The sequence below is a fragment of the Acetobacter cerevisiae genome, from assembly GCF_001580535.1.
Classification (GTDB): domain Bacteria; phylum Pseudomonadota; class Alphaproteobacteria; order Acetobacterales; family Acetobacteraceae; genus Acetobacter; species Acetobacter cerevisiae.
Map to the genome: position 1 here is coordinate 39,086 of NZ_LHZA01000148.1, position 25,786 is coordinate 64,871.

Annotated in this window: 32 protein-coding genes; 6 read left to right on the forward strand and 26 right to left on the reverse strand. The window is 56.2% G+C overall.

What is annotated here, in order from left to right; all coding sequences use genetic code 11:
* Positions 1-225: 225 nt before the first annotated feature.
* The 13 genes from AD928_RS09030 to AD928_RS09095 all read right to left on the reverse strand — a co-directional run bounded on the left by AD928_RS09030 (position 226) and on the right by AD928_RS09095 (position 16,603).
* The gene (locus AD928_RS09030) at positions 226-2,700 is read right to left on the reverse strand and encodes a lytic transglycosylase domain-containing protein (RefSeq protein ID WP_062249944.1); all 2,475 of its coding nucleotides are present in this window, start codon (positions 2,698-2,700) and stop codon (positions 226-228) included.
* Positions 2,690-4,228, reverse strand: coding sequence for a hypothetical protein (locus tag AD928_RS09035; RefSeq protein ID WP_156470158.1), 1,539 nt, complete (start codon positions 4,226-4,228; stop codon positions 2,690-2,692). Before AD928_RS09035 ends, AD928_RS09030 begins: the two co-directional genes overlap by 11 nt.
* A gap of 14 nt (positions 4,229-4,242) precedes the next feature.
* Complete coding sequence (locus AD928_RS09040; RefSeq protein WP_062249948.1) at positions 4,243-4,887, reverse strand: hypothetical protein; 645 nt, start codon at positions 4,885-4,887, stop codon at positions 4,243-4,245.
* 424 nt (positions 4,888-5,311) lie between these two features.
* Complete coding sequence (locus AD928_RS09050; RefSeq protein ID WP_062249952.1) at positions 5,312-5,629, reverse strand: hypothetical protein; 318 nt, start codon at positions 5,627-5,629, stop codon at positions 5,312-5,314.
* The gene (locus tag AD928_RS09055; RefSeq protein ID WP_062249954.1) at positions 5,629-6,030 is read right to left on the reverse strand and encodes a hypothetical protein; all 402 of its coding nucleotides are present in this window, start codon (positions 6,028-6,030) and stop codon (positions 5,629-5,631) included. The genes AD928_RS09050 and AD928_RS09055 overlap by 1 nt, the downstream gene beginning before the upstream one ends.
* Positions 6,027-7,985 (reverse strand): hypothetical protein, encoded by a 1,959-nt coding sequence (locus AD928_RS09060; protein ID WP_062249956.1) that lies wholly within the window; start codon positions 7,983-7,985, stop codon positions 6,027-6,029. The genes AD928_RS09055 and AD928_RS09060 overlap by 4 nt, the downstream gene beginning before the upstream one ends.
* On the reverse strand, positions 7,985-9,301 hold the full coding sequence (locus AD928_RS09065) for a hypothetical protein (protein WP_156470159.1): 1,317 nt from the start codon (positions 9,299-9,301) through the stop codon (positions 7,985-7,987). Before AD928_RS09065 ends, AD928_RS09060 begins: the two co-directional genes overlap by 1 nt.
* 104 nt (positions 9,302-9,405) lie before the next feature.
* Entirely contained in the window at positions 9,406-10,245 is an 840-nt protein-coding gene (locus tag AD928_RS09070; RefSeq protein WP_062249960.1) for a hypothetical protein, read from the reverse strand.
* Positions 10,246-10,413: 168 nt separating this feature from the next.
* The gene (locus AD928_RS09075) at positions 10,414-11,706 is read right to left on the reverse strand and encodes a P22 phage major capsid protein family protein (protein WP_156470160.1); all 1,293 of its coding nucleotides are present in this window, start codon (positions 11,704-11,706) and stop codon (positions 10,414-10,416) included.
* Positions 11,707-11,849: 143 nt separating this feature from the next.
* The gene (locus tag AD928_RS09080; protein WP_062249965.1) at positions 11,850-12,674 is read right to left on the reverse strand and encodes a hypothetical protein; all 825 of its coding nucleotides are present in this window, start codon (positions 12,672-12,674) and stop codon (positions 11,850-11,852) included.
* The gene (locus AD928_RS09085; RefSeq protein WP_062249967.1) at positions 12,671-14,878 is read right to left on the reverse strand and encodes a portal protein; all 2,208 of its coding nucleotides are present in this window, start codon (positions 14,876-14,878) and stop codon (positions 12,671-12,673) included. Before AD928_RS09085 ends, AD928_RS09080 begins: the two co-directional genes overlap by 4 nt.
* Positions 14,879-14,934: 56 nt before the next feature.
* Positions 14,935-16,281 carry a terminase large subunit domain-containing protein gene (locus AD928_RS09090; RefSeq protein ID WP_062249969.1) on the reverse strand — a complete coding sequence of 449 codons (1,347 nt, stop codon included), beginning with the start codon at positions 16,279-16,281 and terminating at the stop codon, positions 14,935-14,937.
* Positions 16,274-16,603 carry a DUF5681 domain-containing protein gene (locus AD928_RS09095; protein WP_156470161.1) on the reverse strand — a complete coding sequence of 110 codons (330 nt, stop codon included), beginning with the start codon at positions 16,601-16,603 and terminating at the stop codon, positions 16,274-16,276. The genes AD928_RS09090 and AD928_RS09095 overlap by 8 nt, the downstream gene beginning before the upstream one ends.
* Positions 16,604-16,653: 50 nt before the next feature.
* Here AD928_RS09095 and AD928_RS14785 point away from each other — a divergent pair, with 50 nt between their 5' ends.
* Positions 16,654-16,881: a hypothetical protein gene (locus tag AD928_RS14785; protein ID WP_156470162.1), complete on the forward strand. Its 228-nt coding sequence runs from the start codon at positions 16,654-16,656 to the stop codon at positions 16,879-16,881.
* Between the two features lie 165 nt (positions 16,882-17,046).
* On the opposite strand, the gene AD928_RS14790 is transcribed toward AD928_RS14785, so the two are convergent.
* The 7 genes from AD928_RS14790 to AD928_RS14800 all read right to left on the reverse strand — a co-directional run bounded on the left by AD928_RS14790 (position 17,047) and on the right by AD928_RS14800 (position 21,614).
* Positions 17,047-17,223, reverse strand: coding sequence for a hypothetical protein (locus tag AD928_RS14790; RefSeq protein ID WP_156470163.1), 177 nt, complete (start codon positions 17,221-17,223; stop codon positions 17,047-17,049).
* A 96-nt stretch (positions 17,224-17,319) separates the two neighbouring features.
* Positions 17,320-18,819 (reverse strand): replicative DNA helicase, encoded by a 1,500-nt coding sequence (locus tag AD928_RS09105; protein WP_062249973.1) that lies wholly within the window; start codon positions 18,817-18,819, stop codon positions 17,320-17,322.
* Positions 18,816-19,709 (reverse strand): hypothetical protein, encoded by an 894-nt coding sequence (locus tag AD928_RS09110; RefSeq protein WP_062249974.1) that lies wholly within the window; start codon positions 19,707-19,709, stop codon positions 18,816-18,818. Before AD928_RS09110 ends, AD928_RS09105 begins: the two co-directional genes overlap by 4 nt.
* Positions 19,709-19,939 carry a hypothetical protein gene (locus tag AD928_RS14795; protein ID WP_156470164.1) on the reverse strand — a complete coding sequence of 77 codons (231 nt, stop codon included), beginning with the start codon at positions 19,937-19,939 and terminating at the stop codon, positions 19,709-19,711. Before AD928_RS14795 ends, AD928_RS09110 begins: the two co-directional genes overlap by 1 nt.
* A 123-nt stretch (positions 19,940-20,062) precedes the next feature.
* The gene (locus AD928_RS09115; RefSeq protein ID WP_062249976.1) at positions 20,063-20,485 is read right to left on the reverse strand and encodes a hypothetical protein; all 423 of its coding nucleotides are present in this window, start codon (positions 20,483-20,485) and stop codon (positions 20,063-20,065) included.
* Between the two features lie 202 nt (positions 20,486-20,687).
* Positions 20,688-20,975: a DUF2312 domain-containing protein gene (locus tag AD928_RS09125; protein ID WP_062249980.1), complete on the reverse strand. Its 288-nt coding sequence runs from the start codon at positions 20,973-20,975 to the stop codon at positions 20,688-20,690.
* Positions 20,976-21,281: 306 nt separating this feature from the next.
* Entirely contained in the window at positions 21,282-21,614 is a 333-nt protein-coding gene (locus AD928_RS14800; RefSeq protein ID WP_156470165.1) for a hypothetical protein, read from the reverse strand.
* A 111-nt stretch (positions 21,615-21,725) separates the two neighbouring features.
* Between AD928_RS14800 and AD928_RS09135 the strand changes: the two genes are divergently transcribed.
* Positions 21,726-21,977 (forward strand): hypothetical protein, encoded by a 252-nt coding sequence (locus AD928_RS09135; protein WP_062249984.1) that lies wholly within the window; start codon positions 21,726-21,728, stop codon positions 21,975-21,977.
* A 5-nt stretch (positions 21,978-21,982) separates the two neighbouring features.
* On the opposite strand, the gene AD928_RS09140 is transcribed toward AD928_RS09135, so the two are convergent.
* Genes AD928_RS09140 through AD928_RS14485 form a run of 5 tightly spaced genes read right to left on the reverse strand, consistent with a single transcriptional unit; the run spans position 21,983 to position 23,695 of the window.
* The gene (locus AD928_RS09140; protein WP_062249986.1) at positions 21,983-22,477 is read right to left on the reverse strand and encodes a single-stranded DNA-binding protein; all 495 of its coding nucleotides are present in this window, start codon (positions 22,475-22,477) and stop codon (positions 21,983-21,985) included.
* Positions 22,478-22,684, reverse strand: coding sequence for a hypothetical protein (locus AD928_RS09145; protein WP_062249988.1), 207 nt, complete (start codon positions 22,682-22,684; stop codon positions 22,478-22,480).
* The gene (locus tag AD928_RS15385) at positions 22,681-23,004 is read right to left on the reverse strand and encodes a helix-turn-helix domain-containing protein (RefSeq protein WP_062249989.1); all 324 of its coding nucleotides are present in this window, start codon (positions 23,002-23,004) and stop codon (positions 22,681-22,683) included. The genes AD928_RS09145 and AD928_RS15385 overlap by 4 nt, the downstream gene beginning before the upstream one ends.
* On the reverse strand, positions 23,001-23,489 hold the full coding sequence (locus AD928_RS14480) for a hypothetical protein (RefSeq protein WP_082779835.1): 489 nt from the start codon (positions 23,487-23,489) through the stop codon (positions 23,001-23,003). The genes AD928_RS15385 and AD928_RS14480 overlap by 4 nt, the downstream gene beginning before the upstream one ends.
* Positions 23,486-23,695 carry a YdaS family helix-turn-helix protein gene (locus AD928_RS14485; protein ID WP_082779836.1) on the reverse strand — a complete coding sequence of 70 codons (210 nt, stop codon included), beginning with the start codon at positions 23,693-23,695 and terminating at the stop codon, positions 23,486-23,488. The genes AD928_RS14480 and AD928_RS14485 overlap by 4 nt, the downstream gene beginning before the upstream one ends.
* 92 nt (positions 23,696-23,787) lie before the next feature.
* Between AD928_RS14485 and AD928_RS09155 the strand changes: the two genes are divergently transcribed.
* From AD928_RS09155 to AD928_RS09165, 3 genes are all read left to right on the forward strand, one after another.
* The gene (locus tag AD928_RS09155; RefSeq protein WP_062142506.1) at positions 23,788-24,129 is read left to right on the forward strand and encodes a helix-turn-helix domain-containing protein; all 342 of its coding nucleotides are present in this window, start codon (positions 23,788-23,790) and stop codon (positions 24,127-24,129) included.
* A 197-nt stretch (positions 24,130-24,326) separates the two neighbouring features.
* Positions 24,327-24,584 (forward strand): hypothetical protein, encoded by a 258-nt coding sequence (locus tag AD928_RS09160; protein WP_062249991.1) that lies wholly within the window; start codon positions 24,327-24,329, stop codon positions 24,582-24,584.
* Entirely contained in the window at positions 24,574-25,062 is a 489-nt protein-coding gene (locus AD928_RS09165; RefSeq protein ID WP_156470166.1) for a hypothetical protein, read from the forward strand. Before AD928_RS09160 ends, AD928_RS09165 begins: the two co-directional genes overlap by 11 nt.
* On the opposite strand, the gene AD928_RS09170 is transcribed toward AD928_RS09165, so the two are convergent.
* On the reverse strand, positions 25,052-25,309 hold the full coding sequence (locus AD928_RS09170; protein ID WP_062249995.1) for a hypothetical protein: 258 nt from the start codon (positions 25,307-25,309) through the stop codon (positions 25,052-25,054). The two genes, AD928_RS09165 and AD928_RS09170, sit on opposite strands and share 11 nt — an antisense overlap.
* 170 nt (positions 25,310-25,479) lie before the next feature.
* Here AD928_RS09170 and AD928_RS09175 point away from each other — a divergent pair.
* On the forward strand, positions 25,480-25,786 hold a 307-nt coding region (locus tag AD928_RS09175; protein ID WP_209436680.1), incomplete at its 3' end, for a YdhT family protein.

Sequence of the window (25,786 nt, forward strand, 5' to 3'; positions counted from 1 at the left end):
TCGCGGCATTCGTGTTCTTTATGTGGTGGGTGCGGGGTAGTATTTGGCCTGCGCTTCCTCTTCCTATCCTTTTGGTCCTTATTGAATACGTTTCCTGCAAGGATCAGGGGCGTCCCGACCCACCTGGAGCCTTGATATTCCTTGTGGCGATAGGGGCAGCATCCTTCATCCCATATGCGGTCAAGCGCCACCGAGCCCGGCAGTTCGACCGGATGATAAATGGCGTCACTTTTTTGGGTAAGGATTAGCCAGCATATTGTCCAAATAGTTCAGTGTCTTATCTTTTGTGATAGCGGCTCTTGCTGCCGCTCTTCTTGCGGCAGCGTCTGCCAGCGTTTTCCCGGCTGCGGCGGCCAGCAGTCCGCCATCCCAGCCTCCCGTTAAAGCCCCTCCCAAACCAACGCCAGCAGCCCCGGCTATTTTTGCAGATGCGCCCTGTGCCATATCCAGCATCTTGCTGTTGGTAAACAAATTGACGTTTGTGTCAGAACCCCTTGCTTTCCCAAGGTCCTTTCGGGCCTCAAGCCGGAAATCATCGCGCAGATCTTCGAGCGCCTGAAGTTGCTCGTCCGTAACAGCATCAGAATCCCGAACGCCGGGCTTCATCCGGTTTCGCCTGAGCGTTTTAACGTATGTGTCCAGTCTATTAAGAACCACATCCCCATTCGAGTTTGTCAGGTTCGCAGCCTGCAAATGGCGCATTGCATCAATCGGGCGGCTCAGCTCTTCGTATTGCTGTAAATAGCGGTCAAACCCCGGAGCCCCGGAATTAATAGCATCCGTGACAGTTGGCTTGAGGTCCAGCAACTGGGAAGCCGCTGCCTGCCCATCGCTGGCGGTGCCCCGTGCACGCGGAGCCACCATATCCCCCATGAATTTGCGAACGTTCCACAGTTTGCCGGGCATCGCCAGACCGTCCTTATCCGCAACGGCATTCACGGATTTCAGGACGCTTATCAAAGGCTGCTGAACCGTTTCTCGCCCTGCATTGTCGTCAATCAACCGAGCAAGGTGTTGCCTGATAGGCGTTACATCCACAGGCTGCTCATCACTGAAAGCCGCCTCACGGTGCTGCACCTCAGCCGCATTTCTGGCTGCTTCCGCCGCCTCAAGCTGTTCTGGTGTGCCGATCACCTTTTGAGCATATGCATTTCGAGCCGCCGAATTTTGCTGTTCCAGCGCCGTAAACAGGTTGGGATTGGCTGCCCGACGCTGCCGCTCAATAAGGGCAATGCCTGGGTTCCCTGTAGCCTGAGATGCCGTAAGTCGAACACCCGGAATTTTTGACTCAACAAGCTGAACTGGGCCGCCTTTTTGGGAATCTTCCAGAATAGTCTGCGCCAGCTTTTCAGCATCTTGCGGCTTACTGAAAAGCCCCAGTTTGATTGCTTCAGGGGGAACTTGTGTTGCGGTCTGCGCTTCGCCAGCCTCTCCCTCTGCGGTTTTTTCCCCAGTAATCCCGGCTGTATCCGGCGCACTGCTTGAAGCCGCCTCCGTCGCCGCAGAAGGAGCTTCTCTGCTGGCGGCAGCAAGACTGGCCGCATCTCCTTCAAGCGGCGGGGCAAGGCGGTTTACTACGGACGATGCCGCGTTTCCAAGTTTGCGGCCAGCATACCCTAAAGCGGCCCCGGCACCCTCAAACATGGGCACTCCAAGCGCGCCGGCCCCAGCGCCCCACCAAGGGTTTTCACCCTCCATTTTTGCCAGTGCGCCACCCTGTATCGCGCCACTTGCCATGCGGGTGCCGAGGCCGCCATTGCCTACTAAAAGATTAGTCCCGGCTTGAACGGCGCGTCCAGCAGTGCCGCCCAATGCCGCTGCCGCCTCTCCTCCTGCCGCCGCAAGAAGTGGGTTGCCGATCATGGCACCCATAACAGCAGCTTCCGTACCGGCTAACGCCTTGCCTGCGGGAACGGCATAGGGGTGCTGCGCTGCTATTTTCTTATCCTGCGCATCAGCAGCCGCACGTCTTGCGTCAAAGTCCAGACTGGTCCCTGCCAAGGCATGCTTTAGCCCCGGTATCTTGCTGGCGACAAATAGCGCCCCACGATGAAGTTCATTCTGCGCGGCCTCGTCTGCACTGCGGCCAAACTCCGCCAGATTCCCAAGCCATGTGCCTTGATGGGCATGGGCACGCATAGGGAGAGAACTATCTTCTTCATGGCCGAAGACATTATCAAATTCAGCCGTGTCAGCTTTTTTTTGCGCAGGATGGCTATGACCCTCATATGAGTCGCCGAACATTTTATCAAATTCTTCAGTGCCAGGCGGGGCGCTTTCTTTCCTATCTGGTGAAACCGAAGTCCCCGGCCCCGCAAAGGGATCATCGCCAGACTGTAGCCCAGCATACTGCGTTGCGACCTTTTGAGGATACGCCATAGTTTCAGGGTTCCCCCATTTGGTGCGGTCTGTTCCGCTATTGTAGGCACGTAAGGCATCGGGAACATCCCCGTATCGGTCCAGATTTTCTCGCAGGACTCTCGCGCCGCCATAGATAGACTGCACCGGGTCGTGTGGGTCTATGCCAAGGCTTTGTGCAGTGGCTGGCATGATCTGCATGTGGCCCACAGCCCCAGCGCGGCTTTTCACATCCGGATCTCCGCCGGGGTCTTCCACCATATGCACGGCGCGCAGCAGAGTAGGGTCTACGCCCCAATATTTCCCAGCACGCTCGTAATGCTGGTCAAGATTATCTGCCACTCGGAACCAGCCCGGCGCGTGCCATGCTACTATATTTCACCTTAAAAGCCTCAGCTATCCCATTTTTTTTCATCGCATCCATTTCCTCCTTTCGCTCGGCGGGGGTCATTTGAAGAAACTGAAAAGCCATGGGGGTAAAGTTCTGGTTAAATTTCTGCCGCCATGCGGTAAATTGAGAAGCAGGAAGACCAGAATTCTGCCAAGCATTCATCATGGCATTTATTGCTTCCTCATTTCCTTTCATTATATGGATCAGCTTTCTATTGGTTCCCTCCTGAAATTTGCTGTTGGGGCCGGAATGTTCTGCCGCACTAAGCCGCGCGTCAGATGCGCCCAACACCTGCGCCTGAGCATTAGCGAGCTGCTGGGCAAACTTATTGAAGCCTTCCGCGTTTTCTAGGCCGCCCTCATCAAACGGAATGGGTGAAACAACATTGGCTAGAGATGCAAGTCTTCGAATTTTTTCATAGCCGGGTCCGCTATGGAACCCCGTAAGATCATTCTCCATATTGTTGAGAATACTCATCCGATCATTTCGCTGCGATGCCGTCTGCATCAGGGCATTTGCTTCTTTCGCACTAGCTTCGGCGATTGCCCGTTGCGCCTCAATGGTTCCGGGGGCAGGCCCCTGCGTGAAGCCACCCGTCTGAGGCGATGCTCCGCCCCCAGCAAACGGGCCCGCATCACCCTGATAGCGCCCATTCCCCATAACATCGACGGGCACCGTTGGTTTGCCAGTGGTGTCTAAATATCCGCCCTGCCCATTTGCCCGCACTACGTCAGCGCGTGTTCCCAACTTTGGGGTTCCGTCCGGGGCATTATAAGGTTGCGGCGTTGTTGCTTCACTCGGGGAAAGGGTTTTTGAGATAGGTGCCCCCTGCTGCACACCGCCTTGCCCGCTGGCAGCAGAGCCAACATTCTGCCATTCCAGATGGCCACCCACGTCCACAAGCTGCATAGTCCCGTATCCATCTTTGTAGGCGCTCTCAGGCCCGGAGGCGGCATCGTACAACCCACGAACTTGCTGCTTGAGTGCATCACCATCTTGCGGCAGAGAGGCGTAGCTCTGGTTTGCCTGATCAATGGTCATGATACCATGAGCAATCGCGCTCCCGTATGCTGGAGCCAAATCCTGCTTGGTAAGATTCTGCCTGTTCGCGTAGGGTGCCAGCATGCCTGCTATCATGCCCATGCGATGCTGGTTGAGGTTGAGTTGTGACGTATCGTTTGTAACCCCCTGTCCCTGCTGGACAAGACCAGTAGTTACGGCTTCGGGCAGGCCATACTGTCCCGCTTCCGTTGCGCCCATGTCTTTATAGACGCCGGGCATGTTATATTTGCCCGTTAGCTGGTTATAGTTATTGGCGTAGGCTGCTCCGGAGGCTTTTTTAGCCGCCATTGCCAATGCATTTTGACTATAGGCCAGCGCCTGATTTTTAATCTCCTGCGCGGCTGCAATGTTTTGCAGTTGGTTAACCTGCGGCTGGACCGTTCCCTGCCCGATGCCGAGCAGAGCGTTGGCGTTCATGTCAAATCCGGCCATTAGTCCGCCTTCCCTGTCCCGCCGTTAATCAGCTTGTTGTAGGCAGCATAATTGCTGCCATAGTTCGCGGCCTGATTGCCCAGACTATTGAGGCCGTTCTGTAGGGCATTCGCCTGCGCTGTTGTGCCTGCCATTGCCGCGCCAACACCTGCCATACGCGCCTGGCCAGACAGGTTGGCGGCGTTAAGGGTGTTTGTTCCCTGCTGGTTGAGGGCGTTGTAGCCGTAATTGGCCAGCGTATTCGTATCGTTAAACTGGTTTTGATACGTGCTGTCAGCCAAACCTGAAGCAAAGGTGGAAGCGCCTTTCAGCGCGGCCCCGCTATTCGCGAGCCCCCGCGCCGCCGCGCTATTGGTGGCAGCCTGCTCGCCTTGTTGCAGGTTCCATTTATAGCCTGGAGTGTTCTGTAGATAACTCTCTGTCAGGCCATTAGACAGAGTATTGAGAGCGTTTGTCCCCGAATCTGCATATGGGTCCAGCAGCGCGTTTGCGCTTGTCCCCGCCTGCGTCAAATTTGAGGCCACTTCCTTGCCAGTCTCATTGGCCCGGTTCATGGCCTTCTGTGCCATAGCCATCTGAGCGGCTGTCGTTGCGGCTGTCGTTGCCGCCTGCGCTGCCTGCCCCACTCCGAACGTATCACTCATTGCGGTCGTTCCATTTTATAAATTACATGAGGGCGCGTAACCCCATCAGCGCATGGCGAATCAAATTTCTTCCATCTGGAAAACCCTAGAGCATGCATGGTAAATCGAGCCTGCCGTGCGCTATCTGGTATCGGAGCAATCATCAGGTCAGATGGCTGTGTGTCCCACCACCAGTCCCTGATCTGGCGCATGATCGAAATAGCCTCCCTGCCGCGCCTCTCTGGAACTACAGCCTGATGGCACTCATGGACGCGAGTCTGAACCTGCCTGAACCCAACAACAATTCCCGGCAGCGCGATAACCAGCCGGTCCTGCACGTCTGCGATCCGCCCGGTATCTCCATAGATTTCAGGGTGCGTTATAACCCGATTGATCGCGCCAATATCGTTGCACGACGCGCCGGGTATTGGTGGGGCTGTGTAAATCACGAGAGCGCATATCCGTTGAGAACGCAGACAAGCCCGGCACCCGACGCAAGCAGTTGGTCGCCACTTGTCAGGACAAGGCTCGATAGCTCAGGAAGAAGGTCGGTCCCGTTTGCCTGAATGGACCGTTCCGGGATCAGGTCGAGCGCTACGCCGCCAGATCGCTTGATCTGAAGTGTGAACGCTACGGCCTCCGTGGTCGGATTGGACAGAACTCCGCTGGTGACGACGTATGTCCCGGAACCGGCGGTGAAGACTGATGCTTTTGACGACGTGAGTGTCGTTCCTGACTGTAAAGATTTCGCGATAACGGCCATCAACGGTTCATGACCGCAAAGGTCATGCTCTCATCTTGATTCTGTGCCGCCTGAGCGTTGCCGCGTGCCGTGGCTGCAAGAATAGATGAATCCTGCGCCGTTTCCAATGCTTTTAATGCCTGAGAGCGTATGGATTGCGCGTCGAGCAATACCTGCGTTGCCAGCTCAAGCGCGGCCTTGGCTTCAGTTAGTGCAGCATTCGCCATACTTTGCGCCTGTGCTGCCGAGAGGAGGGCAATATCAGCCTCCTGCGCTGTCCATGCGCTGTCTGTTCCGGGTGCGTAGCCAGTACGTTCCCAGAGACGACGCAGGAATGCATATCCCTGAGGTGTCAGTGTGCCGTCCTGATTGCAAATCTGTATCGGAAGAGGGCTGTTCAGAACCTTTGGTGTCGCGCTCATGATCGGACGGGCTCCAGATCAATGAACGCACCCATCAGCGCAGTCTTGCCGGGAGCCGTCCATGTCAGGCGATAAACCCGGTCACGTGCCAGCCCCAGCCTCCAGATTGACGGCCATGCATTCCCGAACGTGCCAAGCGTGAGTGTCTGGGGCGTGCAAAACGATGCGCCTCGATCATCGGACCAGTCCACAGAAATTATCTGCCCACCACCATTCTGCATGTCGAGCATGAACTGCCGATGGATGCTACGTGTGCCATCAGTCAGCAGGTGAGGAAACGCGCGCTGCCGTTTTATGGGGCCGTCATTGTCGGTGAATGTGTCGAGATCGACCTCATAGATCGACCCATTTTCGAAATCACCAGCGAACACTTTTCCATATGCCGCCGCCCAGCATCCGGCCCGGTGCTGAATCTCATCGCCGTTTGCATCGAGGCTGCACCGTTCGTGCCATAGGCCGATTGACACATCGTAGACCCAAGACGACTGGCCCGGTACGGACAGGACATAAAAGACGTGACCCTCCTGCTGGTAAACGCTGGCTACCGCTTTCGTCAGATCAGGCGCATCCTGAAGCGCTCCCTCCACCGGAAACGTCGACACCGGAGCGCCTGTGGTCTGCTGGCCCATATACACGCGGGCATTGCCGGCGCGATCGTGCCCCAGCCACATAAGGCCTCCATTGGGCGTAACGGCCGTGGTTGGAATGCGAGCGATTGTGTAAGGGCTGAGGCAGCCTGTTTCCAACGTCACGCCCTGCACGCGCTGGAACGGGAAATCAGGAGCGCCACTGTCATACCAGAACTCAATCTGATTACGTCCAAACAGCCAGATATACTGGCCGAGAACTGCAAGCCCCATGATCGTCCCGAGGCTCGTCGCGTCACTGGCCACATACAGGCTATCAAACGGCGTCTGGTTCTCATCCGCGAACTGTGCCGGGCTGGTGTACCAATTGGTTGTGTTCGGGTTCACGAACAGAAAAAACGCATCCAGAATATCAATCGTTGGCGACCCATAGAAGGCATCGTCAGAAATTTTGGTCAACTCTCCATATGGTGAGGATGATGCTGTTTTCAGCGATATTGAAGCTGCGGCCATAATATCTGCCGTGGTCGCCTGCGACAGGGCAAGCGTTGTATATCCGCCGCTATCATTCCAGACTGACAGAATACTCAGAACCGTGTTTGCTGGTATTTCAGAAGTGATTCCAACTGATAGTGTGATATCGGTATAATCACTGTTGCCAGCGCTTGGTGTCACTGATGCAATAGTAGTCCCGGCAGGAAGGCTGCCTCCAGATATAACGCACCCGTTTACCGCGCTTATTTTGCTCTGGACGGTTATATGAGCAGACCCTGCCGCCGCATAACCTGACGTTGTGACGGACAGAGCCCCAGATGCGCTAATAACGGTTGTACCATCAGCAATGCCGTCGCCTGATAGGGTATAGACGTATCCGGCCTTAACAGCGAACGCGCTCTCGACCGTCAGGCTGGTGGCCCCAGCCGGGGCACTACTGTTGACAGTATAGCCGAATGTTGTCGTGCTGGGCTGTGAACTGCCGGGCAGCAGCGGCATAGAGCAGTACCACCCATTCCCACTGGTGCCGTCGACGATAAACAGGCATGCCCCGTTGTCGCACATGCGAACAGGTAGTTCTCCAGGAGAAATATTGCCTATTTCGGTGACATCGCCACCGTTGCTGATAACCACAACCTGCGAGCCAGCTACACCAATCAGATCCCCCTGTGTGGTCTGGTACAGGCAGCGCACAACCCCAGACAGAGATGCTATCCGCTTCAGTCCAGGTGTCAGGTAATATGCAAACCGGACCGGCTCTCCATCATCTGGCGGGACCGGCTCGGCATACAGGTTGAGACAGCGTTGCGCGGCTACAGAAACGGCCCGCGCATCATATGAGCCGCCTGACAGGTTTATGCGCTGCAAAGCCATTACAGCGCCCCAAGCGCCACTTTTTTGAATGCCCCGGCGCTCGTACAGACATACAGATAGCTATCGTCGTTCATGATCGTGCCCTTACTGCATGTCGTCGATGCAGTGGGTGTGTATCCCCCTGTCAGCTGGAGGCCCTTCATCACAGCATAACCATTTTTGTCGACAGAAGAGAGGGTATCTCCATTCGTATCGAATGCGCGGAAAAAGAAGCCGCTGTCAGATGGTGACGCCTTTATCGCGACATAGTCGTCAGCATTTTCTGCGGTTGCGCTGAAGGCTATCTTCCCAGCCGTGGAGGCGAGCGTTGTTCCACTGGAAATGATGCCAGGTGTGGTCACATAACCGTTCGTATCGACGTTAAAAACCTGCGTTCCGCTGCTGTTATACCCCTGATACAGGGAGCCCTGATTATCGCTTTCCGCAAACGCCATGAACGCTTTGAGAGAATTACGCACGGATACGCCAGCCCCCCAGTTTAGCGATCCGGTTCCGCTATAGGTCCCATGCTGGATATCAAGCGCAACGGAATTGAACGCGTTCCCCGCAATCCCGCCGCCTGTAACGAAAATCCCGCGTGAGATGCCCCCATCTGCCACGGCACCATTGACGTTCACGTCGATCTCGTAAGCGGTACCCGAGTTCGTATCGAGATTCAGAACGTCATTGTCGACCTCGGTATTGATCTGCGTTCCCGACGCGCCTCCAGACCCTGTATCCGCGCCACGATAGACGCACGCAATCCAGTGCCGGGTTGGCGTCTGGTCGTTGCCGTTGGGACGATTTGGGCGGCACTCGATGGAAAGCGCCTGATTAGTCACTTTGTTTTTTTGCGGCAGGGCGGCCGGGTCAAACTCCATCTTCAGGTTGGTGGTCACGTTCCATGGGTTTGTGTAGGTGGAATTGAATGCACCCCCACCGGTCTCTGGCGCGCCGATGCCTGTTCCTGAAAACCTGCTGCCATTGAGGAATGAAATTCCAAGGTTCCAGTTGAGCAACTGTCCGCTGCTGTTGATCAGATTGGAGGATCCGGTCAGGGTACCGACATTATAACCCGACTGACTGAATGGAATATTGATGATTGGCACCCCGGAAGAGGAATAAGCTGCCAGCAGGCTGGTCGCGCTATCTGCTGCCCCCGGAGCAGCCCCGAAATCGAGGGGGTTGGCAATATCAAGGAAGTGGTTGGACAGCGTTCGGGTGGCCGTGCCCACATTGCCGACCGTCTGCTTGCCGTCCAGCGTGCCACCATCGATGTTTGGCGCATTCAGCGTCCCGTTATTCACGTCTGTTTTGGTCGAAAGGGCTGCGCGCATACCCTGAGGTCCATCAAGGGGCACCGGACGCGCCAGCATGGGTATTGCTTGTGCCATGGCAGCCGAGGGGGCCGCCGCAACCAGCAGTGCTATAAAAAACTTCCTCATAGTCTTTGTATCTCCAATCCGGGCCACCAGAAGCCGCCATTGCTTGGCGTCAGGGCTGCTGGCATCCCTAGCGTCGGTATCTGTGTGTTTGCGGTGCGGATCGTATTCATCGCGGATTTGGCGCACGCCACAACCGTGGGAGAGGCTTCCTGCCCGTAAGAGGGGGCCATACGTGCCGCCAAGCACCACATGAGTGCGTCCCAGTATTCTGGTGGCAGGTTGATGATGCTGTCAGGCGCGAGATTGGTCAGAAGAGGCTGCTTCACCAGAATGTGCAATTCCCACATCTCTGCTGGCGGTATGGGCCAAGGCATGAAGCGGCCATATGGGTACGCCGGGTCGTAATAGGCATAGATGGGCCATGCCCTGAGCCCCTTCAGCCCAATCCCGGAATAATCCTCGTAGGACTGGATGATAGTCAGCGGGAAATCGATCGGATTTTGCCCGTTCTCCAAGCCGTTGCTCCCCAACAGGAAATCGCGGTTGAAGTCACCATCATCGAAGTCCCCCGCGGTCGATGGCGTGCCTCCATTGAGCAAAATCCGGGCATAGGCAGACTCAATCTTGTCGGTTCGTACAGGCATATCAAATGCCTGGCCGGGTCCCACATTGTAGTGGGAAGCGCCCGTGCTGGTGCAGAACAGATCAATCAGATTGGGAACAATCCAGCGACGTCGCTGCCATTGGGCGAGCATCATATTGAGATGCATGATGCCATCTGCTGTGTCCGGACCGCTGGCAGTTGTGCCCATAGCGCCAACACCAATCTGACGCAGGGCCATGCCGACTAGGTCAGAGACCAGATAGCCTGTCGTTTTGTCAGGTGTTCCGTCCATTTGGAGGGCGTCCCTTCCGCCGCATTACCTGCTGTTGTGGCGCGTTCCGGCGCTCAGGCACAGGACGGCCCATCATGCGGGCTCTCACCCGCGCTTCTTCCTCTGCGTCCCGAACAGTCACGGTCTCGTAACCGTTCGGGTGGTGCAGGCATTTTGGATACGGACGCATCAGCCCGCTTCGATGATATCCGGCACAATGCAGATCCATTCAGGGCGCAGTACGCCAATACCGAACAGCACATCAAGGCGGGTTCCAAGCGTGTCGTCGGTGCCATTGTAGTAGGTCAACGTACGCATAGAGATGCCGTCGAGGTTTGCCATACCGCAATCCACGACGCCCTTATTGACCTCCATCAGGTCAACAGTCACCATCGTCATGGCCTTCTTGTTGAACAGCAGGTTGCGGCGGATGGTTTCGCCCTGCTTGCCGACAAGATTGATGACAGCATCAGCCTGCGGGGCTTTGTCCACCGTCTGATACTGTGCCTGAGAGCCATCAGTAGCCGGGCCAACCAGAGCGGGCGACACCACAACAGACGTGGCACCAGAAGCAGCGGGCTGCGTCACCACAAACTGCATGGGAACGCCGTAAGACTGCTTGGTCACACGGTTCACCTGATTGACGCCAGCAATGGTGATCACATCACCAACATTCAGGCCGCCATTCAGCGCAGAACAGCCAATGACCGAATTCTGCGGGTATGCTGTCGGGCTGATTTGCCCAGGGATGGCGTTGCCGGTGTTGGTAATGTTGGTCACGCTGCCGGTAGCGGTCGCCTTGCCGTCGTAAGAACCCGTGGTGGTAACAAGACACGTCTGGTCGCTGATCCACTCTTTGACGCCCAGAAGCGGGGCCTGCATGGATCCGGTCGTGGTCTGGTCGCCAATCTTGGCCTGCGGATTGAACAGACCCATCAGCCCAGACACCGTATTGGCATCCGTGTCAGGGTCCAGAACGGCAAAGCGGTCCATGGTCGGCGCATGCTGCTTGGTCAGCTTCGCCTTAGCCTTCAGCCATGTGTCAGAGGACGGAGCAATGGTGTTGCCCTTCTCGTCCGTATTGCGCACCATGTTGGCTGCACCCAGCGCAAGCTGCATGGCAATATTGGCAACAGTGCCGGTCAGGTTGTTGACTGACGGCTCGATGTAGCGCCCGCTGAAATCATCGATATTCAGGGTGCGTTCCTGCGTATCAAACGCGAGAGAGACATGCTTGCGGTAAGCAATCGTCAGCGGGATGGAACGCTCGGTGATGGACTGCGGACTGACAACCGCGCCATCGCCTACAACCGGGTCGTTCGGCAAGCGGACGTTGACGGACGCGCCAATCTTCGCCCCAGACTTGCCGAAATAGCTGTCATAGGAACGATCAACGTTCTTGATGAAGCCGTTGGTGTCACGAAACAGCGGCAGGGCGCGTTTGGTGATGATCATGTCGTTAATAAGCTGATTAGTAGCCACGGGTTTCGGCTCACAATATACAGTGACGCTTTTGCGCCTATCGTGCCGCTCTCGCCAAAGGCAGAACGTGTGCCGGTTACGAGCACCGGAAACAGCCGAGTTAGCGCCCTCGTGGCGTTTGCGGGGTTACTGCCCCGCGCAGGTTAGGACCGAACGCCCGCTTTCCACAAACGGTCAAATTCAGCGGCGGAAATGTTGGGGTCATAAATAGACCGCTTCCCACCTGATGCCGCCCCAGTTGGCGCTTTTACCGGCGGCGGGGCTTTTGAAACCTGAGGTGCTACAGGCTGGGTTTCCTGCTGTACCTGTTCTGGTTTGGCCAGTGTTCCCGCGAACCGTTCCAGCAAAGCAAATTGACGGCGCTCGGGAGCGTCGAAAATTTCACTCGCCTTATCTGGGTCGTGAGCCAGAGCGTAGTACACTGCGCCAGCATTTGGCAACTCTGAAATATCAGAAAGCAGTTGGCGATGGGATGCATTTTTGAAATCTAACCCAGCTTGCTCGCTAAGGAGTTGCGTCAATGTACTGGGGTTGGCCGTTGGGTCTGCCTGTTGCACGGCACTCGCAATGGCATTGCACCGATCATTGAACGACCGTGCCTCAGTTTCCCGCTGTGCTTTCTGCTCGTATTCGCGCTGCACCTGTTCGCGTATCTGGTCGGCCGTCAATTCCGGGGCTGGTTCTTCTTCGCCTCGGGACGCTTTCAGGGCGCGGGCATATTGCGCGGCTTCTTCCTGCGCTGCTTGTGCGCGTCGCTCAGCCTCACGACGCTCATACGTGATCTTATCAATCTTGCGCTGCATCCATGCGGGCACAGGCTTTTTATCATCCGTCTGTGCAGCAGGCTGGCTAGGCTCAGCGCCTTCCGGCTGGGAACCCTGCTCTACTCCCTCAGATGCGCTTTGAGTGATATCGTTATTGATATCAGGTGCGGTATCTACGGCTGGGGCTTCGATTGTTTCGCTCATACGTCAACAGCTCCTATCACTGGGTTAGCGGCATGGATTTCTCCGCCCGGCGGGTTTGAGGAAGACAGGCGCGGCAGATTTCCGGGGGGGCCGTCCTGCATGGCTGGCATAGGCCCAACTTCCTGCTGCCTTCCCCCTTGCAACGCCTCAGCCACAAGCTGGTGGACCAACACGCGCAACGCATCAGGATCAGTCGAGCCAATGGCCGCCATTCGGTCGGTCTCAGCCTTATACCGGGCAGTATCTTCCGCCATCGCATCTTTGACTTGCGTATGTTGCTGCGCGTCGGCCTTAATCTGGGTATCAGCCTGCTTGTCTTTAAGCTGCCGCTGCAACTGACCTATCTGCCCCTGCAACTGCTGGATCATCTGTTGAGCCTGCCCTAGGCGCGGATCATCAGACGCGGGCTTGAGGCGGTCGGCAATCTCATCGGCAAGTGGGAAATCAGCACTCAGGAATACGAGGTCGCCAATCTGCCCCATCAACTGTGGGTCTGCCTGCACAATCTGCGTCAGGGCGTTGAACGCATCCTGTCTCCGCGTTGCGAAAGCTGGGCCCACATCCGCTTCAACATCATACCGGCCAATCGTGGGATTGATGGCCAGAATTGCCCCCTCAATCTGCCGTTGCTTAGCTAGTGACATGCCCTGCGGTGGTTGCTGCGGCTGCCCATCAGGCCCCGGAGGCAGCGCGACTGTGGCAGACTGCTGCAAATTCGGGTCAACGACTACGCCGGTCTGCGTACCGTCCATCCCGAGCGACTGAACGGCCCGTTGCGTGTCGTAGACTTTCGGAATGGCGCTGATGAGCAAGCGCCCAATGTAGCGCAGCGCCATGCCCTGATTGTCTGTGTAGTGGTAATTGGCTGTATCAGACTGGCGCTGCCGCTGCTGAATGGCCACACCTGACTTCTCGTTGCCCGGTGCGCCCATCTCGGCCTGATACTGGCCGGTAACCATCTGCATCCACTGGTCGGCGGACTGCATGCCCTGCAAATGCCCTGTCGAGCCAGACGGCGGATCAATGCGCGTGGGAACGGGCAGAGTCGCGGCGGTATCATGATCAACCGCATTATATGGCAGATACGCAGCATTGCTGGTGTTCGCAGCAGCCCACTGCTGTTCGTACCCCTCAATGGCTTCGGCACAGGCCAGCCACGGTGCTTTGGTCTGGAGCGCAACGCTCTCCACAAAGGCGCTGGCCGTATAGTTGAACATGCGCTGCGGGTCGATCAGGAACCGAACAAGCCCAGCATAGTCCGCATCATTGCCGTCTGTTGCGCATGTCTCAATCCCCACAAACGGGACCAGCGGGATCAGGGAAAAGACTGTGTCGCCCTGCGCAATGACAGCGTTGCCAGCAATGATGATCTTCTCAACCGCATGAGAGGTCACAGGCCGTGACGGGGCTTTCATGCCACGGAAAAGCTCCACCATCTCCTCTGGCATCTCGCTCTGCCGCATCGGACCGTCTGGCGTCATCCAGAGCGTGTCTTTCTTTTCGCTACGCCGGTAATAGGTCGCCACCCTGACGGTGTTCTCGCTCACCCACCCGCTATTGGACTCAATGCCAGATAACGGGTCACGAGAGATATCATCGTGTCCTGGGTATTGCCGGTCAAACTCGGCGCGATCCATCTCCTCAACAATCATTGCCCAGTTTTGATCCGAGTGATCTGGTTCGCGGGCGGCTGGGTCGAAATAGACATTCAGTGGATTGGGAACGGATTTTATGAAAAAATCCTGATCAAACGTATCAGCGTCCGGCACGTAGTCCGTGACGACATGAACCCAGCCAAGGCCTGAGCGTACTTGCCCCTGAATGGCGCAGGCATACGCGTTCTGCTGGGCGTTGGACTGATACTCGATGTGCCGCACAATGCCTTCCAGCGCATCTGCCGCCTCTGACATCGCGCCAAAACCGGTCGCATTGACCTTGACCCCCATCTGAGACTGCCGGGCTTCATTCTCAACCTGAAAGACATGCTGGGCAGTTTTGTTGATCGTCAGGCATGGACGAGGCGATCCACCGAATGTTCCAGAACGCGCTTGATAAACAGCATCATCCCACTGCGCATGATTGTAAGCATCGGCATGGAAGAAGCGTAGGTCATCACGTGCCCGACTGCGCCACTGGCTCGTATGCGCCTGCGACTCATCGTAACGTTTCTGAACTTCAGCAATCAGATCAGCATTTTCGACCATAATTCATGTAGTACCACAGCATATGGGAATCTGTACAGTAAATTAGGAAGAAATTCCTATGCGCTCATCCAGCCGGTTCCGGTGGTGGGGATTTGCAGGCGGGGCTTGACTGGTTGTCTCAGCATATCGCCTTCTCGGTCGCGCAGTCCGACAGCCAGATAGCGGAATGCGTCAGCATAATCTGAAGCCCAGTCATGCAGCGGCTTGTCACGGAAAACCTTATTCTTGTCATCCCATGACTTGCGATACTGCTCGAGCGCATCAATGCCGCGCTGGCACTTTTTTTTGTCGAACCTGCAACGAGGCAACAGAGCTCGAGCTGCGCTGATACCGTCATCAACGCCAGTCCGCGGCAATATCCTCATCGGCTTGACGCCCAAACTGCGCAAGATATCAATTCGCCGCTTGCCGGTTCCCACATCACCATTTTCCGCGTCATGCGGTCCGATATGCTGCTTGTAGGTATAGGGCTTTTCCGAAAGCTGCTTGGCGTACCAATCAAGCCCCATGCCAGAGCCTGCAATGCAATCAATCACAGACACTTCCGGTCCGCGCTGCTGGGCAATCCAGATGACGGTGCTGTCGCCATAACCAAGATCCCACGCCGTGACGCACGGCAATGACGGATCATATGGTACGTCGCTAATCCTCCCTGACTCATATAGCGCCTTCATGAGCTTGCCGTAGTAACTGCCCTGAATGGCCGCATCGAAGGAGCAGTCATATTCCTGCTCATATTTCGCGTTGCCGTCGTCTTCGCCATACTGCGCCACAAGCTGTCTCTTTTCTGCCGCCAGTTGTTCGGGCGTGAAGCGCCCTGTCTTTTCAACGTTCGAGACCTCGCAGAACCAACCTGGTTCGTCGCGCATGGCATCGAAGAACGTCTTCGCATGGTTGCGCCCACGCGGTGTGGTGATGAATATTGCCCACCCACCATTCTCCAGAAGGATAGGAGAAAGGAACGCCCATGCTGATGGGTTAGCTAATGCCCATTCTGAAAACACCACTCCGATTGGCGTTGACCCCACAAGGCTATTGAAGTTGTCAGACCCCACGACCTGCCATGTCGATCCGTTGATAAACCGGATGAACATTTCCTGCTCTTTGGTCGTGGCGCGGATCTCTGCTGGGAAGGCCTCATCAATGCGCCGGCGTCCCGTGTGGGGGTTCACCGCGTCCCAGATCGCTTTTCGTGCTTGGCTAGCTTCTGGAAGCATGTGCCAGTAGTTGCCGACCTTCGTGAGGGCAGACACTGCGGCCCAGTTTAGAGCTACATCATCCTTGCCCCATCGGCGGTGGGCAACTTCGTAGGCGCGCCTGCCGCCATTCTCGAGATAGGTCCAGAGAGGCATTTGGCAATCACGAGGATGCCAACCATACGCAGGAATTTGGAGTTCAGCCATCGCTCAGTTTGCGGATGACGATCTGGAAGGGCTTCCCACCTTCTGCATTCTCGAGCGCCACCGTGTCCTTTGGCTTTCCCCATGCGCGGTCAAGCAACGCATTGGCAGCAGAGACAACAGCACTTTCAGGAGCAGTCTGACTGCTGGCTATGCGAGCAAGAGCCTCGATAGCTGTTGTTGTGTGAGAGCGTGCAAGCTCCACCACTTCCTTGAGAGCTTTTGGCCTCCCTGTTGGATTGCCAGATTTCCCCTTCTGAAATGGTTTACCCACCGGCGGTTTTTTCCGCTGCTTGCCGCTGTTAGCAGCGGGCGCGTCACTCACTCCAACCCTCCAACCATAATCTGCACACACCGCCGAACAGGCCTGACTGTGTGCTTCGAAAACTCATTCCCGCCGATATGCCACCCGCCGCACTCGCGGCACGGATAGACCTCAACGGAACGCTCCCGATCCCTGCGCATAATGCGGGCACGCTGTTCAGCACGCTTCCGGCTGTCAAACCGCAGCTTGCCATCGCAGCGCAGGGAACCGGTCATTTCCTCGCCGCCTCCACCGCCACCTTCTGCGCCTCAGTCAAAGCCACCCCATGCTTGACCTGAGTGGCCGCACAAGCGACCGCCCAATTCCGAGGTGGCGCATAAACTCCAGCATTGTTGGGGTGGCGGCAATCACTGGGATTTTCAGGATTTTACATCCCAAAATAGAATCACACCTCCCGCAAAAAGTACAGGTCTTTCTGTACTCCCTGCTCTGTTCTGGGTGTTTTATTCCGGCCCTTTGAGCCAGTCGGCTTCGAGCGGCAGGATTTCCTCGTCTAGTAGGCCGGGCTCTGGCTCGTGGCTGGTCACGCCCCCTGCGACCGGCGCCAGAGGTTTAAACGGGTCCTGCCATTCGTCCCAAGGCACCTCTTCCCACTCATTAGTTCCAACTTTCTCGAACATACCCTTAAATCCCCCTACATTGCCCGCTGATGATTTCCGGCTCCCACGTATGCTCCGATTGGTTTCGGGTGGCTGTGGCGGGTGCTGTGGCTGTTTTCACCACGGTTCACTTCCCTCGCCCTCGGCTACATCGCGGAACCACGTGCCAGGTCCGTCAAAGAGCATCTGGATGGTGCCAGTCTCGCCCTGCCGGTTTTTGTCGATGATCCACAGAGCTTTCCCGCGCACCGCGTCCTTGTGCTTTTCCCACTGATCGACGCGGGTCATCCAGGCATCCCCGCTCTCTGTGGGCTTCTGCTTCGGCGGCCCCTCTTGGTCGAGATAGTATTCCTCGCGATAGAGCAGCATGATGACTGAAGCGTCCTGCTCCAGATTGCCACTATCCCGCAGATCAGACTTCGACGGGCGTTTATCGTCGCGCTTTTCCACCTCGCGGTTAAGCTGCTGCAAGGCGATGACCGGCACGCCGAGCGTTTTCGCCAACGCCAGCAGGTCCGCACTGATTTCCGAGACCTCGGCATATTTGCCCTGCTTCCGAGCCTGCTGCGTCCCGCGCATGAGAGCCAGATAATCCACCACGATCATGGAGAGCCCCTCTTTGGAGCGGGCCATCCGCCGGGCAATCCCATAGAGCTTGGCCACCGTGATGGCTGGGGTGTCGTCAATCACGAGCGGTATGTCCTGCGACTGCCGGGCCGCCACGACCATGCGGTCAAACTGCTCCTGACGCAGCGGCGTGCTGGCCGAGAACTTGCCGTCCTCAAGCTGGCGTCCACGGTTCTTGCCGGAGCGAATGCAGATCACCGGGATCTTAGTTTTCGATGCGATGATGCGCTGGGAGATTGCCTCGGCGCTGACCTCGCCCGACCAGTAGAGCACCCGCTTGCCAGTCCGTTTTGCCGACCGGACCGCAATGCCAACGCCTGCCGCCGTTTTGCCCATGGCAGGACGCCCGGCGATGATCGTCAGTGTGCCCGGCTCGAAGCCGCCAACGATGTTGTCCAGCCCCTCATAGCCAGACGATACGCCGACAATCCCGTCCCGCTTGGATGCATCTTCCGACGCCTGCAGAACGCGCTGGATGGCATCGGAGAGCGAAGACTGACGCACGTCTTGCCGCCCATGCGCCAGCGTCAGCAAACCGTTCTCGACGTAATCGACCACCTCGTCCGGTGAGTTCCCGTCTGGGGTGACGATCATGTCCCGCATGTCAGCCGAGAGCTGGAGCAGTTCGCGCTGGACCCATGCCTGCCGGATTGCTGTGGCATCGCCCTTGACCGTCGGCATCCCGATAAACGAATTCATCAGGATCGGCACCAGAGCCTTGAATCCGCCAACGTCTGCCAGTCTGTCCGCGCCGTCGATCAGTGGCTTCAGCGTCACCGGGTTGGCGACACCGCCGGTCTGGATCAACCCTTGGATCTGCTCGAACAGCCATCCGTTCACCGGGCTGTAAAAATGCCGGGGCTCGAGGAAGTCGCAAACGGCCTCATAGGCCCGGTTGTTGGTCAGGATGGCCCCAAGGACGGATTGCTCGGCGGCAAGGTTGCGCGGCATTTCCGCCTGCACCGCAGCAGCATCGAAAAGCCCGCTCATGCCGCATGCCTTTCGCGCCACTCAGCCTCGAACAACTCGAACGGCTTGCGCTTCTCGCGGTGGTTTGAGCACCAGAGCACGTGGTCCCGGTAGGCGTCCTGAATGGCTCTGGCGTCCACTGGCTGCTCGGTTGCCGCAGTCACCACACACCCGGTTCGGATCGCTTCGGACACCGGGACGTTGAACCATGCCGGGGCTTTCCCCTTCCCACTCCCCCGGTCGCACCGCTGCTGGACAACCGACAGGATCACCTCACGGGCCGTGGCCAGCGAGTGACCGACAGAACGGGCATCGGCAAGCCACTGGCGAACGATGCCGGTGGGCGTCATGGCGTTGGCTGGGTTGTGCCCGGCGATGGCCAGCACGTCATTACCAAGTTCCATCCAGTTGGCCGAGACCCAATCATCAGGATCATCTTTTGCAGCGCGCGCGCTTTTACTTACTGCTTCTGCTTCTGCTTCTGCTTCTGCTTTTGTCCGCGTGGGGTTTAACCCTTCGCTTAAGCCGGGGGTTAACCCCTTGTCGTCATTTTGGGTTAAGGCCGGATTGCCTCCCTTCTTGCCATTTTCGGCAGATTTCCGGGAAATTCCAGCGTCTCGAACCATGCGGCGAGAGAAGATAAACCCGTTTTCATCGCGAGAAAAAACGCCGTTGTTTTCAAGTTCTTCGACAAGTTTTTTACATTTCTTTTCAGAAATTCTGGAAAGTTGCGCGAGTTCTTTTGAAGAAACTTTCGTTTTCCCGATCGTTAAAACGCCTTTTTCCTCTGCATCTGCCATGATGCAAAGCATATCCATCCACAGGCCGCGGGCCTCCAGAGAGCATAAATTAAGCGCAGGATCGCGCTGCCAGTCCTGCCACCAGAACTTGGACCAATTGCGCCCGGCCATTAGTTTGACCCCGTCCATTCACGTGCGTTGCGGAAAAACATTGCCTCGGTCTCATAGAGTTCACCCACTTCGACCTCGGTAAAGCCATAACCGATAGCTTCATCTAAGGCCGCTATGAGCGCACGGCGCTTCTCAAGAATGCGCTGCATGCCCTGCACACGGATTGTGTTTTGAGGTGTAGAAAGCGGCTTTAAATTGGTGCATTGTGGTGCTATCGCATGAGCAGCCATCGTCTTGTTACTCCAAGAAGTTGGTCAGAAAGCCGCCCGGTGTTGACGCACCGGCGGCTTTCGTCGTTTTAGCAGGTTCGCGCAGGGTTGGGTACTCTGTGCTGGTGGGAAAACTGGTGTTTCTCACGGCAAAATCTCCGTAATCGTCACGACGGTTTTCTGAGCGCAGAGCCGAGCCGGAACATGCTTGACCTCAAGCGTGACATGCTCCGACCCATCGTCCACGACAAAGCCCATCCCGCGCTTGTTCTTGACGCGCTGGCGTGTCCCCGGCTTGCGGACGTTCAGCAGGCGCGGCGTGGTCAGGCAGTCAATCAGCCGCTTGGCGCCACCCACCAGATTGTCCGGATCAGGCGCACGGACGCCATGCCGCTCAATCAGGATGTGAGCGCGCTGCATTGGCTCCGTGAGCGTCTGGCCTGCCGTAGCTGCCATGACCGCCCGCTGCATCGTGCGCTTGTCTTTGGTGGCTGCTCTCCAGTGCTGCCTGAGCGTTCTATTCGGGAGCGCGTAGGCAAAGGGCAGCTCGAAACGTATCGTCCTCATACGAATTTCCCCTCTGCGTCTCGGTGCCGCCCACGCTTCAGGGCATCGACCTGAAGGCGCAACCGTCTGTTCTCCTCGCGTAGGTTTTTGTTCTCGCGGTCACGCCGGGCCACTGCGCCAAGGAAGCGGGCATTCTCTGCCCGCAGCTCTGTGTTTTCGCGCCGGAGATTAGTATCGGGACGCAGGAAAGATTTCAGCATACCTACAGCCCTAAAGCGCGGCGATATATGTCGAGCAGGCTTTCCTGCTCTTGCACCTCAGAAGGGTCTTGCTTGCGAATGCGGATGATCTGGCGGATGGTTTTCACGCAGAACCCGGCACTCTTGGCCTCGGTCATGATATCCTTGATATCGCCGGATAAAGCCTTCCGCTCCTCTTCGAGCCTTTCGGTTCTTTCTATGATCGACCGCAGGCGATCAGCGGCAATGCCGCCGACTGCGGCATCATCGCCACCGGAAAACTGGTTATGCTCTTTCGGGAAATCAGTCATCGGTTCATGCCTTTCAGGGCCGGCACACACATGGGGCGCACGATATATCCAAGCGCGTTGATGACGCTTTCGGGAATTGTTTCAGAAGAGCCTGATAACACTTTTGATATCACCGGCTGCGGTATGCCAATTTTGCGAGACAGAGCGCGCTGACCTCCTTCAAGGTCAACACGATCTGCAAGGCGTTGGCGGATTTCTTCCACGGGGAATGGAGTCACTTCTTCAACTCCTCCCGCGCGGCCCGCAGGGCGCGTTCCATCTTGTCGGCCCACGTTTCCCAGTCACACCATAGAAACTGGATCCACATCACATGCAGGAATGATGGCTCTCCGCGGTGGTGCTGGAGCCATACGAAGCGGCGGAACCGCAATTTGATCCACGGCATTTCTCTCCTTCGCGCTCTTTCCGGCGCTGCTGCACGAGAGCGTTGACCTCGGCAGCGATAGAGTCACAGGAGGCCATCAGTTCGATCAGCGCCTCAGCGTCTGGGGCGTTGGTGCCTGACAGCCAGTTCTTAGCGGCGCGTGGCGTTTTGTTCGCTGCACGTGCCAGCATTTCCTGCGCGAAGCGGTAGGGTTTGAATTCCCTCGCTATCATCGCAAGAAGCGTTTCTTTCACCGGGCTGGAAGCGCTGCTCATCACAGACTTACTCCGGCCCAAAATGGACCGATTTCGGCCCTCAACTGTCCGATCATTCCACATTGCTTTGCTCCATTCTCAGTTTTGCGAAACGAGAGAACTGGAGAAGCCATGAAGAAGGAGACTGAATTTGGAGCGGTGGAATACGGGGGTGAATACGTCACCAACGCATTCTCACCTCTGGATACCGCTGATACCGCGCCTGACCACCTGCACAGCAAAACCCCATATCTCGCGCAATCCCTGATACGGACTGCGAAGATCTGGCGCTGGATGCATCCGCACGCGACCATTGAGCAGCGTAGAGAACTGCTCAAGAAGATCGGCGCGGAAATGGAAGTTGAGTGCGGGGCCATTGGGTGAGCGCGTCAGTCCACGCAGGGACTGAATGGGATCTCGTCATCCAGATCCTGCGGGCCGGAATTGTACCCGCCGCCCCACGAACCGCCCGACTGCTGGCCGTCCTTCTGGCCGCGGTCGCCGCTCTGGGTGCGCTGGCCCTGCTGGCTTTGGCCGCTTTCACTCTTGGGCGTCAGGAACTGAACGCGCCCGCTGAAGCCATCCACGACAACTTCAGTGGAATACCGATCATTGCCGGACTGGTCCTGCCATTTGCGCTCCTCAAGGCGGCCCTGAACAAACACTCTGTCGCCCTTTTTGAGGTGGTCAGCTACGTTGGCGCGGTTGCCCTTAAGAACCACCTTCGCCCAAAACGTGCGCTTCTGCTCCTGCCCGTCCTTCTGCCAGGTATCCGTGCAGCCAAGCGAGATGTTCGCGATCTTGCCGCCGTCGCCAAACGTGCGGACTTCCGGGTCACGGCCAAGATGACCGATGCCGGACCACTGGTTGAGTGTGTCAGCCATCTATTTAACCCTCACATAAATAACATCCCGCCCCTCGCAGTTGCCGTATTGGACCCACACGTCGGGATCGAGCGTGGCAACCCGTTCGAGGTGGATTGGGGAAAATCTCTGCATTCCAAACGCGGACCAGTCGCTCGTGCCGGTCGTGCGGGAATAAGCAATCTTGAACCCGGCGGGCGGATTGGCGGTCTTTTTGGCGAGGGTCATAGCATCGCACCCCGCGCATTACCCCGGCATGGTCCGCACATACGCAGATACGGGCTTTCGACCGATATCTTCGTGTTGCAGCACAGGCAGTGGCGGCGGAACATCCGGGGCTTTGGCTTTGGCTCAGCCCCCGGCTGCGGCCCACTCTTTCCCTTGTGGTCCTTGAGATATCTTTGGATGGTTTCTATGCAGATGCCCAACTCATCAGAGATTTGCTGCTGGGTTAATCCATCCCGGCGCATCGCCACAGCGGACGCCATACGTGCCTCGCGCGCCTCAGTCTGGGCGGTCTTGCTGCTGGTTCTGTGGAGGCGGATCATTGACGAACACCCCCATCCGTACGGCCATGCGTACCCGGCTCGGTGACAGCGCCACCGCCTGGGACTACCGTTTCAGTGCGTGAGGGAGTCGGAAGCTCCTGACCGCAGTTGTTTTCTTTTCGAGAAGGTAAATCTAATGTCTCAAACTCAACCTTCCATTTCATTAAAACTTCTGTCTTTAGATCGGGAAGCTGAATCTGCTTCAAACGGTGAAGTAGAGTTAAAGATTGCTCTTGACGTATTTGGTCCAGAGTTTCCGGTGAAAGGAACTTTGACAGTTCTCGTTCCAGATCATGTGGTAAACACTCAGTTGCATAGCGGAGTGATGCAGCTACCCTCGTCAGTCGTTCGCCAAATTTACGCTGCATATTTTTCGGTACAGCAATCAGGCGTTGGTCCTGCCCTAAAGTAATTAAATACCCGCACTCAATAGCTATGCGCCGGAAGAATTCTTTTTCTTTTGGCGTGTGGTTATTTTCGATCACGACCGCGCCTCCTGTGTGGCGGGGGTGCGCTTGAACAGGTCAGGGCGTAGTTCCTCGCGGGGGATGCCGGTGGCGGCTTCAAGCGCGACGATCCTGCGTTCTGGGACCTTGGTCCAGCGCAGAACCGATGAGTGGGATTTCAATCCCAACAGGCGGGCCACCTTTGCGGGGCCACCGACCCGATCAATTATTGTGCGTATGGTCATGCACGGAATGTGACTTATGGTGACACTTCACGTCAAGTAAAAATGTCACCTAAAGAGTCCCGCTTTTATATAAAAGAAGACACTCTGAGTTTATGAAGCAGACAATGGGACAGCGGCTTTCCGCTTTGAGAGAAGCCAAAGGTGTGAATCAAATAGACGTTGCTGAAGCCACCGGCTTGGGCCGCACTTTTTTGTCCATGCTTGAAAAAGACAAAAAGCAAGGAAGCATTGCCTCTCTGGCTGCTCTAGCTGATTTTTACCAGGTTTCCATAGACTATCTTTACCGTGGCGTTCTTCCGCCGGACGTCGCGCCTAACGTCCATGATGGTGCTGAGGAGGCTGCTTGGGTCGGCCTTTGGCGCGACATGAACGAGCCGCAACGACGAATGGTGCTGGCGATGATCAAAGCCGCCATCAACAGCAATGTCGCCTAACCCCTCCCCCTCGACTCTTACTGCCTTGTTCATGTTCTGAGTATGGCAGAACAAAAGGGGAACATCAACGAGCAAGCTAGCGGCCTCCAGCCAGTAATCTACCAACCATTCTATTCTCCAGAACAATAATTTTCTGATGAGGAATTATTTAAAAAGATGTCAGAAAAACAAGCAACTCATCCAGAAGGGAAGATACTATGAAACTTCCAGAAAGATTTAACCGTCCGCTCAGCCCCGAAGAAATGCGAATTGCACTGGCAAAAATTGCCCTTGCTGCGGGGCAAGCCAGCGGAGCTGTTTCTATTTTAATAAAAAATGGATTTGAAGATGTAATTACTGAGCAATATGGAGGACAATACCTGTCTGATCTTTATAAATGTTCTGATAGAATGCTTTCTTTGATTGAGGAGCTTGTTGGAAAAAATGATGAATTGAAAGAAACAAATGGCGAGTGAGCATGAAAGGGATGTAGCGAGAAGGCTTTCTGTTATTACGGCAAAATTTGACCGTGAAAACAGCCGCAAAAAAAGCTCTGATGAAAACCCTGTTGATTTAGATAGTTGTACTCCTCAAGATTCAACTTATGGTCGCTCCCAAAGGAGAATGGAAATGGATAGCGAGATCAGAAGGCTTGAGGACCGAATTGAGGCCGTAAACCGAGAGGGGCAACTTCGTCTTGACGCTGCAATGGCGCGCATAGATGGAAAATTCGATGCCATGATGGCGTCTATTCAGAATATGGATCACTCCATTTCCCAAACTGCAGAGCGCGTAAGTGGGATGAAGTCTATCATTATTGGAACTGCGATAGCGACTGTTATAGCAATCGTAGGTGCGGTATTCGCTGGCCAAGCATTATGGGCTTCAGGATTTTCATCTGGGCAGACAGACAGGCCGCCCGTAACTTCAGGCCCCAATACAGCTACTCACTAGCGCCCGGCACATCTCCCACACGTCCCAACACCTCAGGCTCTCCGTAATCCCCCGCTTCTTCATCGACGGTCATACGGACAGCCTGAGCGCCTGCCACACTGAGCAGGCCACCCCTCACCTTCTCAATCCTGCGTAACGCATCCTCGGCATCCCGGCACGCAACAGGGGTTCCTGGCTCAAGCGTCGTGCGCTTGCCGACCTTTTTCCAGACATAGGGCTGGAAGATGATTCGTTCGGTGGCGGCCATTGTGCGACTCCGGGTATCTTGTTCCTATTATGTTCTTATATAACAATGTCACCCAAGGTTCGCATAGAGGAAAATTTTTCCTTTATGTCACTTTTAGTCACTTTTCTACTTGACGTATTATGTCACCTTGAGTCACATTTAGCCATCACAACGCAACAGGCGGATGGGCAATGACACAGACGGCTACCCCCGAAAACAAACCACAGATCACCCTGAACATGCTGCGCCAGTGGGGCGCATGCTCTAGCGGGAAATCGTGGTTCAGCGAGAAATTCCCTCAGGGCGCGGAATACGGCGAGACCATGACAGCGCTGTATGCTGATAAAAAATACGGCGATGCTCGGTGGCTGGCTCGTAATGTTTTCGATAAGGCTTTTTCAAAAGAGATCGTGATCTCTGATGTGAATTCTCTGATTGCCCTCACAAATAATGTAGAGGGCGCAGAAGATAACAGCGGCTACGGTGCCCGGATTGGCT

What these genes read in the sequence shown, in the direction of transcription:
- AD928_RS09035 (WP_156470158.1), bottom strand. Translation starts at nt 4,228, where the DNA reads ATGAACGCCAACGCTCTGCTCGGCATCGGGCAGGGAACGGTCCAGCCG.
- AD928_RS09040 (WP_062249948.1), bottom strand. Translation starts at nt 4,887, where the DNA reads ATGAGTGATACGTTCGGAGTGGGGCAGGCAGCGCAGGCGGCAACGACA.
- AD928_RS09050 (WP_062249952.1), bottom strand. Translation starts at nt 5,629, where the DNA reads ATGGCCGTTATCGCGAAATCTTTACAGTCAGGAACGACACTCACGTCG.
- AD928_RS09055 (WP_062249954.1), bottom strand. Translation starts at nt 6,030, where the DNA reads ATGAGCGCGACACCAAAGGTTCTGAACAGCCCTCTTCCGATACAGATT.
- AD928_RS09060 (WP_062249956.1), bottom strand. Translation starts at nt 7,985, where the DNA reads ATGGCTTTGCAGCGCATAAACCTGTCAGGCGGCTCATATGATGCGCGG.
- AD928_RS09065 (WP_156470159.1), bottom strand. Translation starts at nt 9,301, where the DNA reads ATGCGCGCAGCCCTTTCGACCAAAACAGACGTGAATAACGGGACGCTG.
- AD928_RS09070 (WP_062249960.1), bottom strand. Translation starts at nt 10,245, where the DNA reads ATGGACGGAACACCTGACAAAACGACAGGCTATCTGGTCTCTGACCTA.
- AD928_RS09080 (WP_062249965.1), bottom strand. Translation starts at nt 12,674, where the DNA reads ATGAGCGAAACAATCGAAGCCCCAGCCGTAGATACCGCACCTGATATC.
- AD928_RS09085 (WP_062249967.1), bottom strand. Translation starts at nt 14,878, where the DNA reads ATGGTCGAAAATGCTGATCTGATTGCTGAAGTTCAGAAACGTTACGAT.
- AD928_RS09090 (WP_062249969.1), bottom strand. Translation starts at nt 16,281, where the DNA reads ATGGCTGAACTCCAAATTCCTGCGTATGGTTGGCATCCTCGTGATTGC.
- AD928_RS14790 (WP_156470163.1), bottom strand. Translation starts at nt 17,223, where the DNA reads ATGTTCGAGAAAGTTGGAACTAATGAGTGGGAAGAGGTGCCTTGGGAC.
- AD928_RS09105 (WP_062249973.1), bottom strand. Translation starts at nt 18,819, where the DNA reads ATGAGCGGGCTTTTCGATGCTGCTGCGGTGCAGGCGGAAATGCCGCGC.
- AD928_RS09110 (WP_062249974.1), bottom strand. Translation starts at nt 19,709, where the DNA reads ATGGCCGGGCGCAATTGGTCCAAGTTCTGGTGGCAGGACTGGCAGCGC.
- AD928_RS14795 (WP_156470164.1), bottom strand. Translation starts at nt 19,939, where the DNA reads ATGGCTGCTCATGCGATAGCACCACAATGCACCAATTTAAAGCCGCTT.
- AD928_RS09115 (WP_062249976.1), bottom strand. Translation starts at nt 20,485, where the DNA reads ATGAGGACGATACGTTTCGAGCTGCCCTTTGCCTACGCGCTCCCGAAT.
- AD928_RS09125 (WP_062249980.1), bottom strand. Translation starts at nt 20,975, where the DNA reads ATGACTGATTTCCCGAAAGAGCATAACCAGTTTTCCGGTGGCGATGAT.
- AD928_RS14800 (WP_156470165.1), bottom strand. Translation starts at nt 21,614, where the DNA reads ATGAGCAGCGCTTCCAGCCCGGTGAAAGAAACGCTTCTTGCGATGATA.
- AD928_RS09135 (WP_062249984.1), top strand. Translation starts at nt 21,726, where the DNA reads ATGAAGAAGGAGACTGAATTTGGAGCGGTGGAATACGGGGGTGAATAC.
- AD928_RS09140 (WP_062249986.1), bottom strand. Translation starts at nt 22,477, where the DNA reads ATGGCTGACACACTCAACCAGTGGTCCGGCATCGGTCATCTTGGCCGT.
- AD928_RS09145 (WP_062249988.1), bottom strand. Translation starts at nt 22,684, where the DNA reads ATGACCCTCGCCAAAAAGACCGCCAATCCGCCCGCCGGGTTCAAGATT.
- AD928_RS15385 (WP_062249989.1), bottom strand. Translation starts at nt 23,004, where the DNA reads ATGATCCGCCTCCACAGAACCAGCAGCAAGACCGCCCAGACTGAGGCG.
- AD928_RS14485 (WP_082779836.1), bottom strand. Translation starts at nt 23,695, where the DNA reads ATGACCATACGCACAATAATTGATCGGGTCGGTGGCCCCGCAAAGGTG.
- AD928_RS09155 (WP_062142506.1), top strand. Translation starts at nt 23,788, where the DNA reads ATGAAGCAGACAATGGGACAGCGGCTTTCCGCTTTGAGAGAAGCCAAA.
- AD928_RS09160 (WP_062249991.1), top strand. Translation starts at nt 24,327, where the DNA reads ATGAAACTTCCAGAAAGATTTAACCGTCCGCTCAGCCCCGAAGAAATG.
- AD928_RS09165 (WP_156470166.1), top strand. Translation starts at nt 24,574, where the DNA reads ATGGCGAGTGAGCATGAAAGGGATGTAGCGAGAAGGCTTTCTGTTATT.
- AD928_RS09170 (WP_062249995.1), bottom strand. Translation starts at nt 25,309, where the DNA reads ATGGCCGCCACCGAACGAATCATCTTCCAGCCCTATGTCTGGAAAAAG.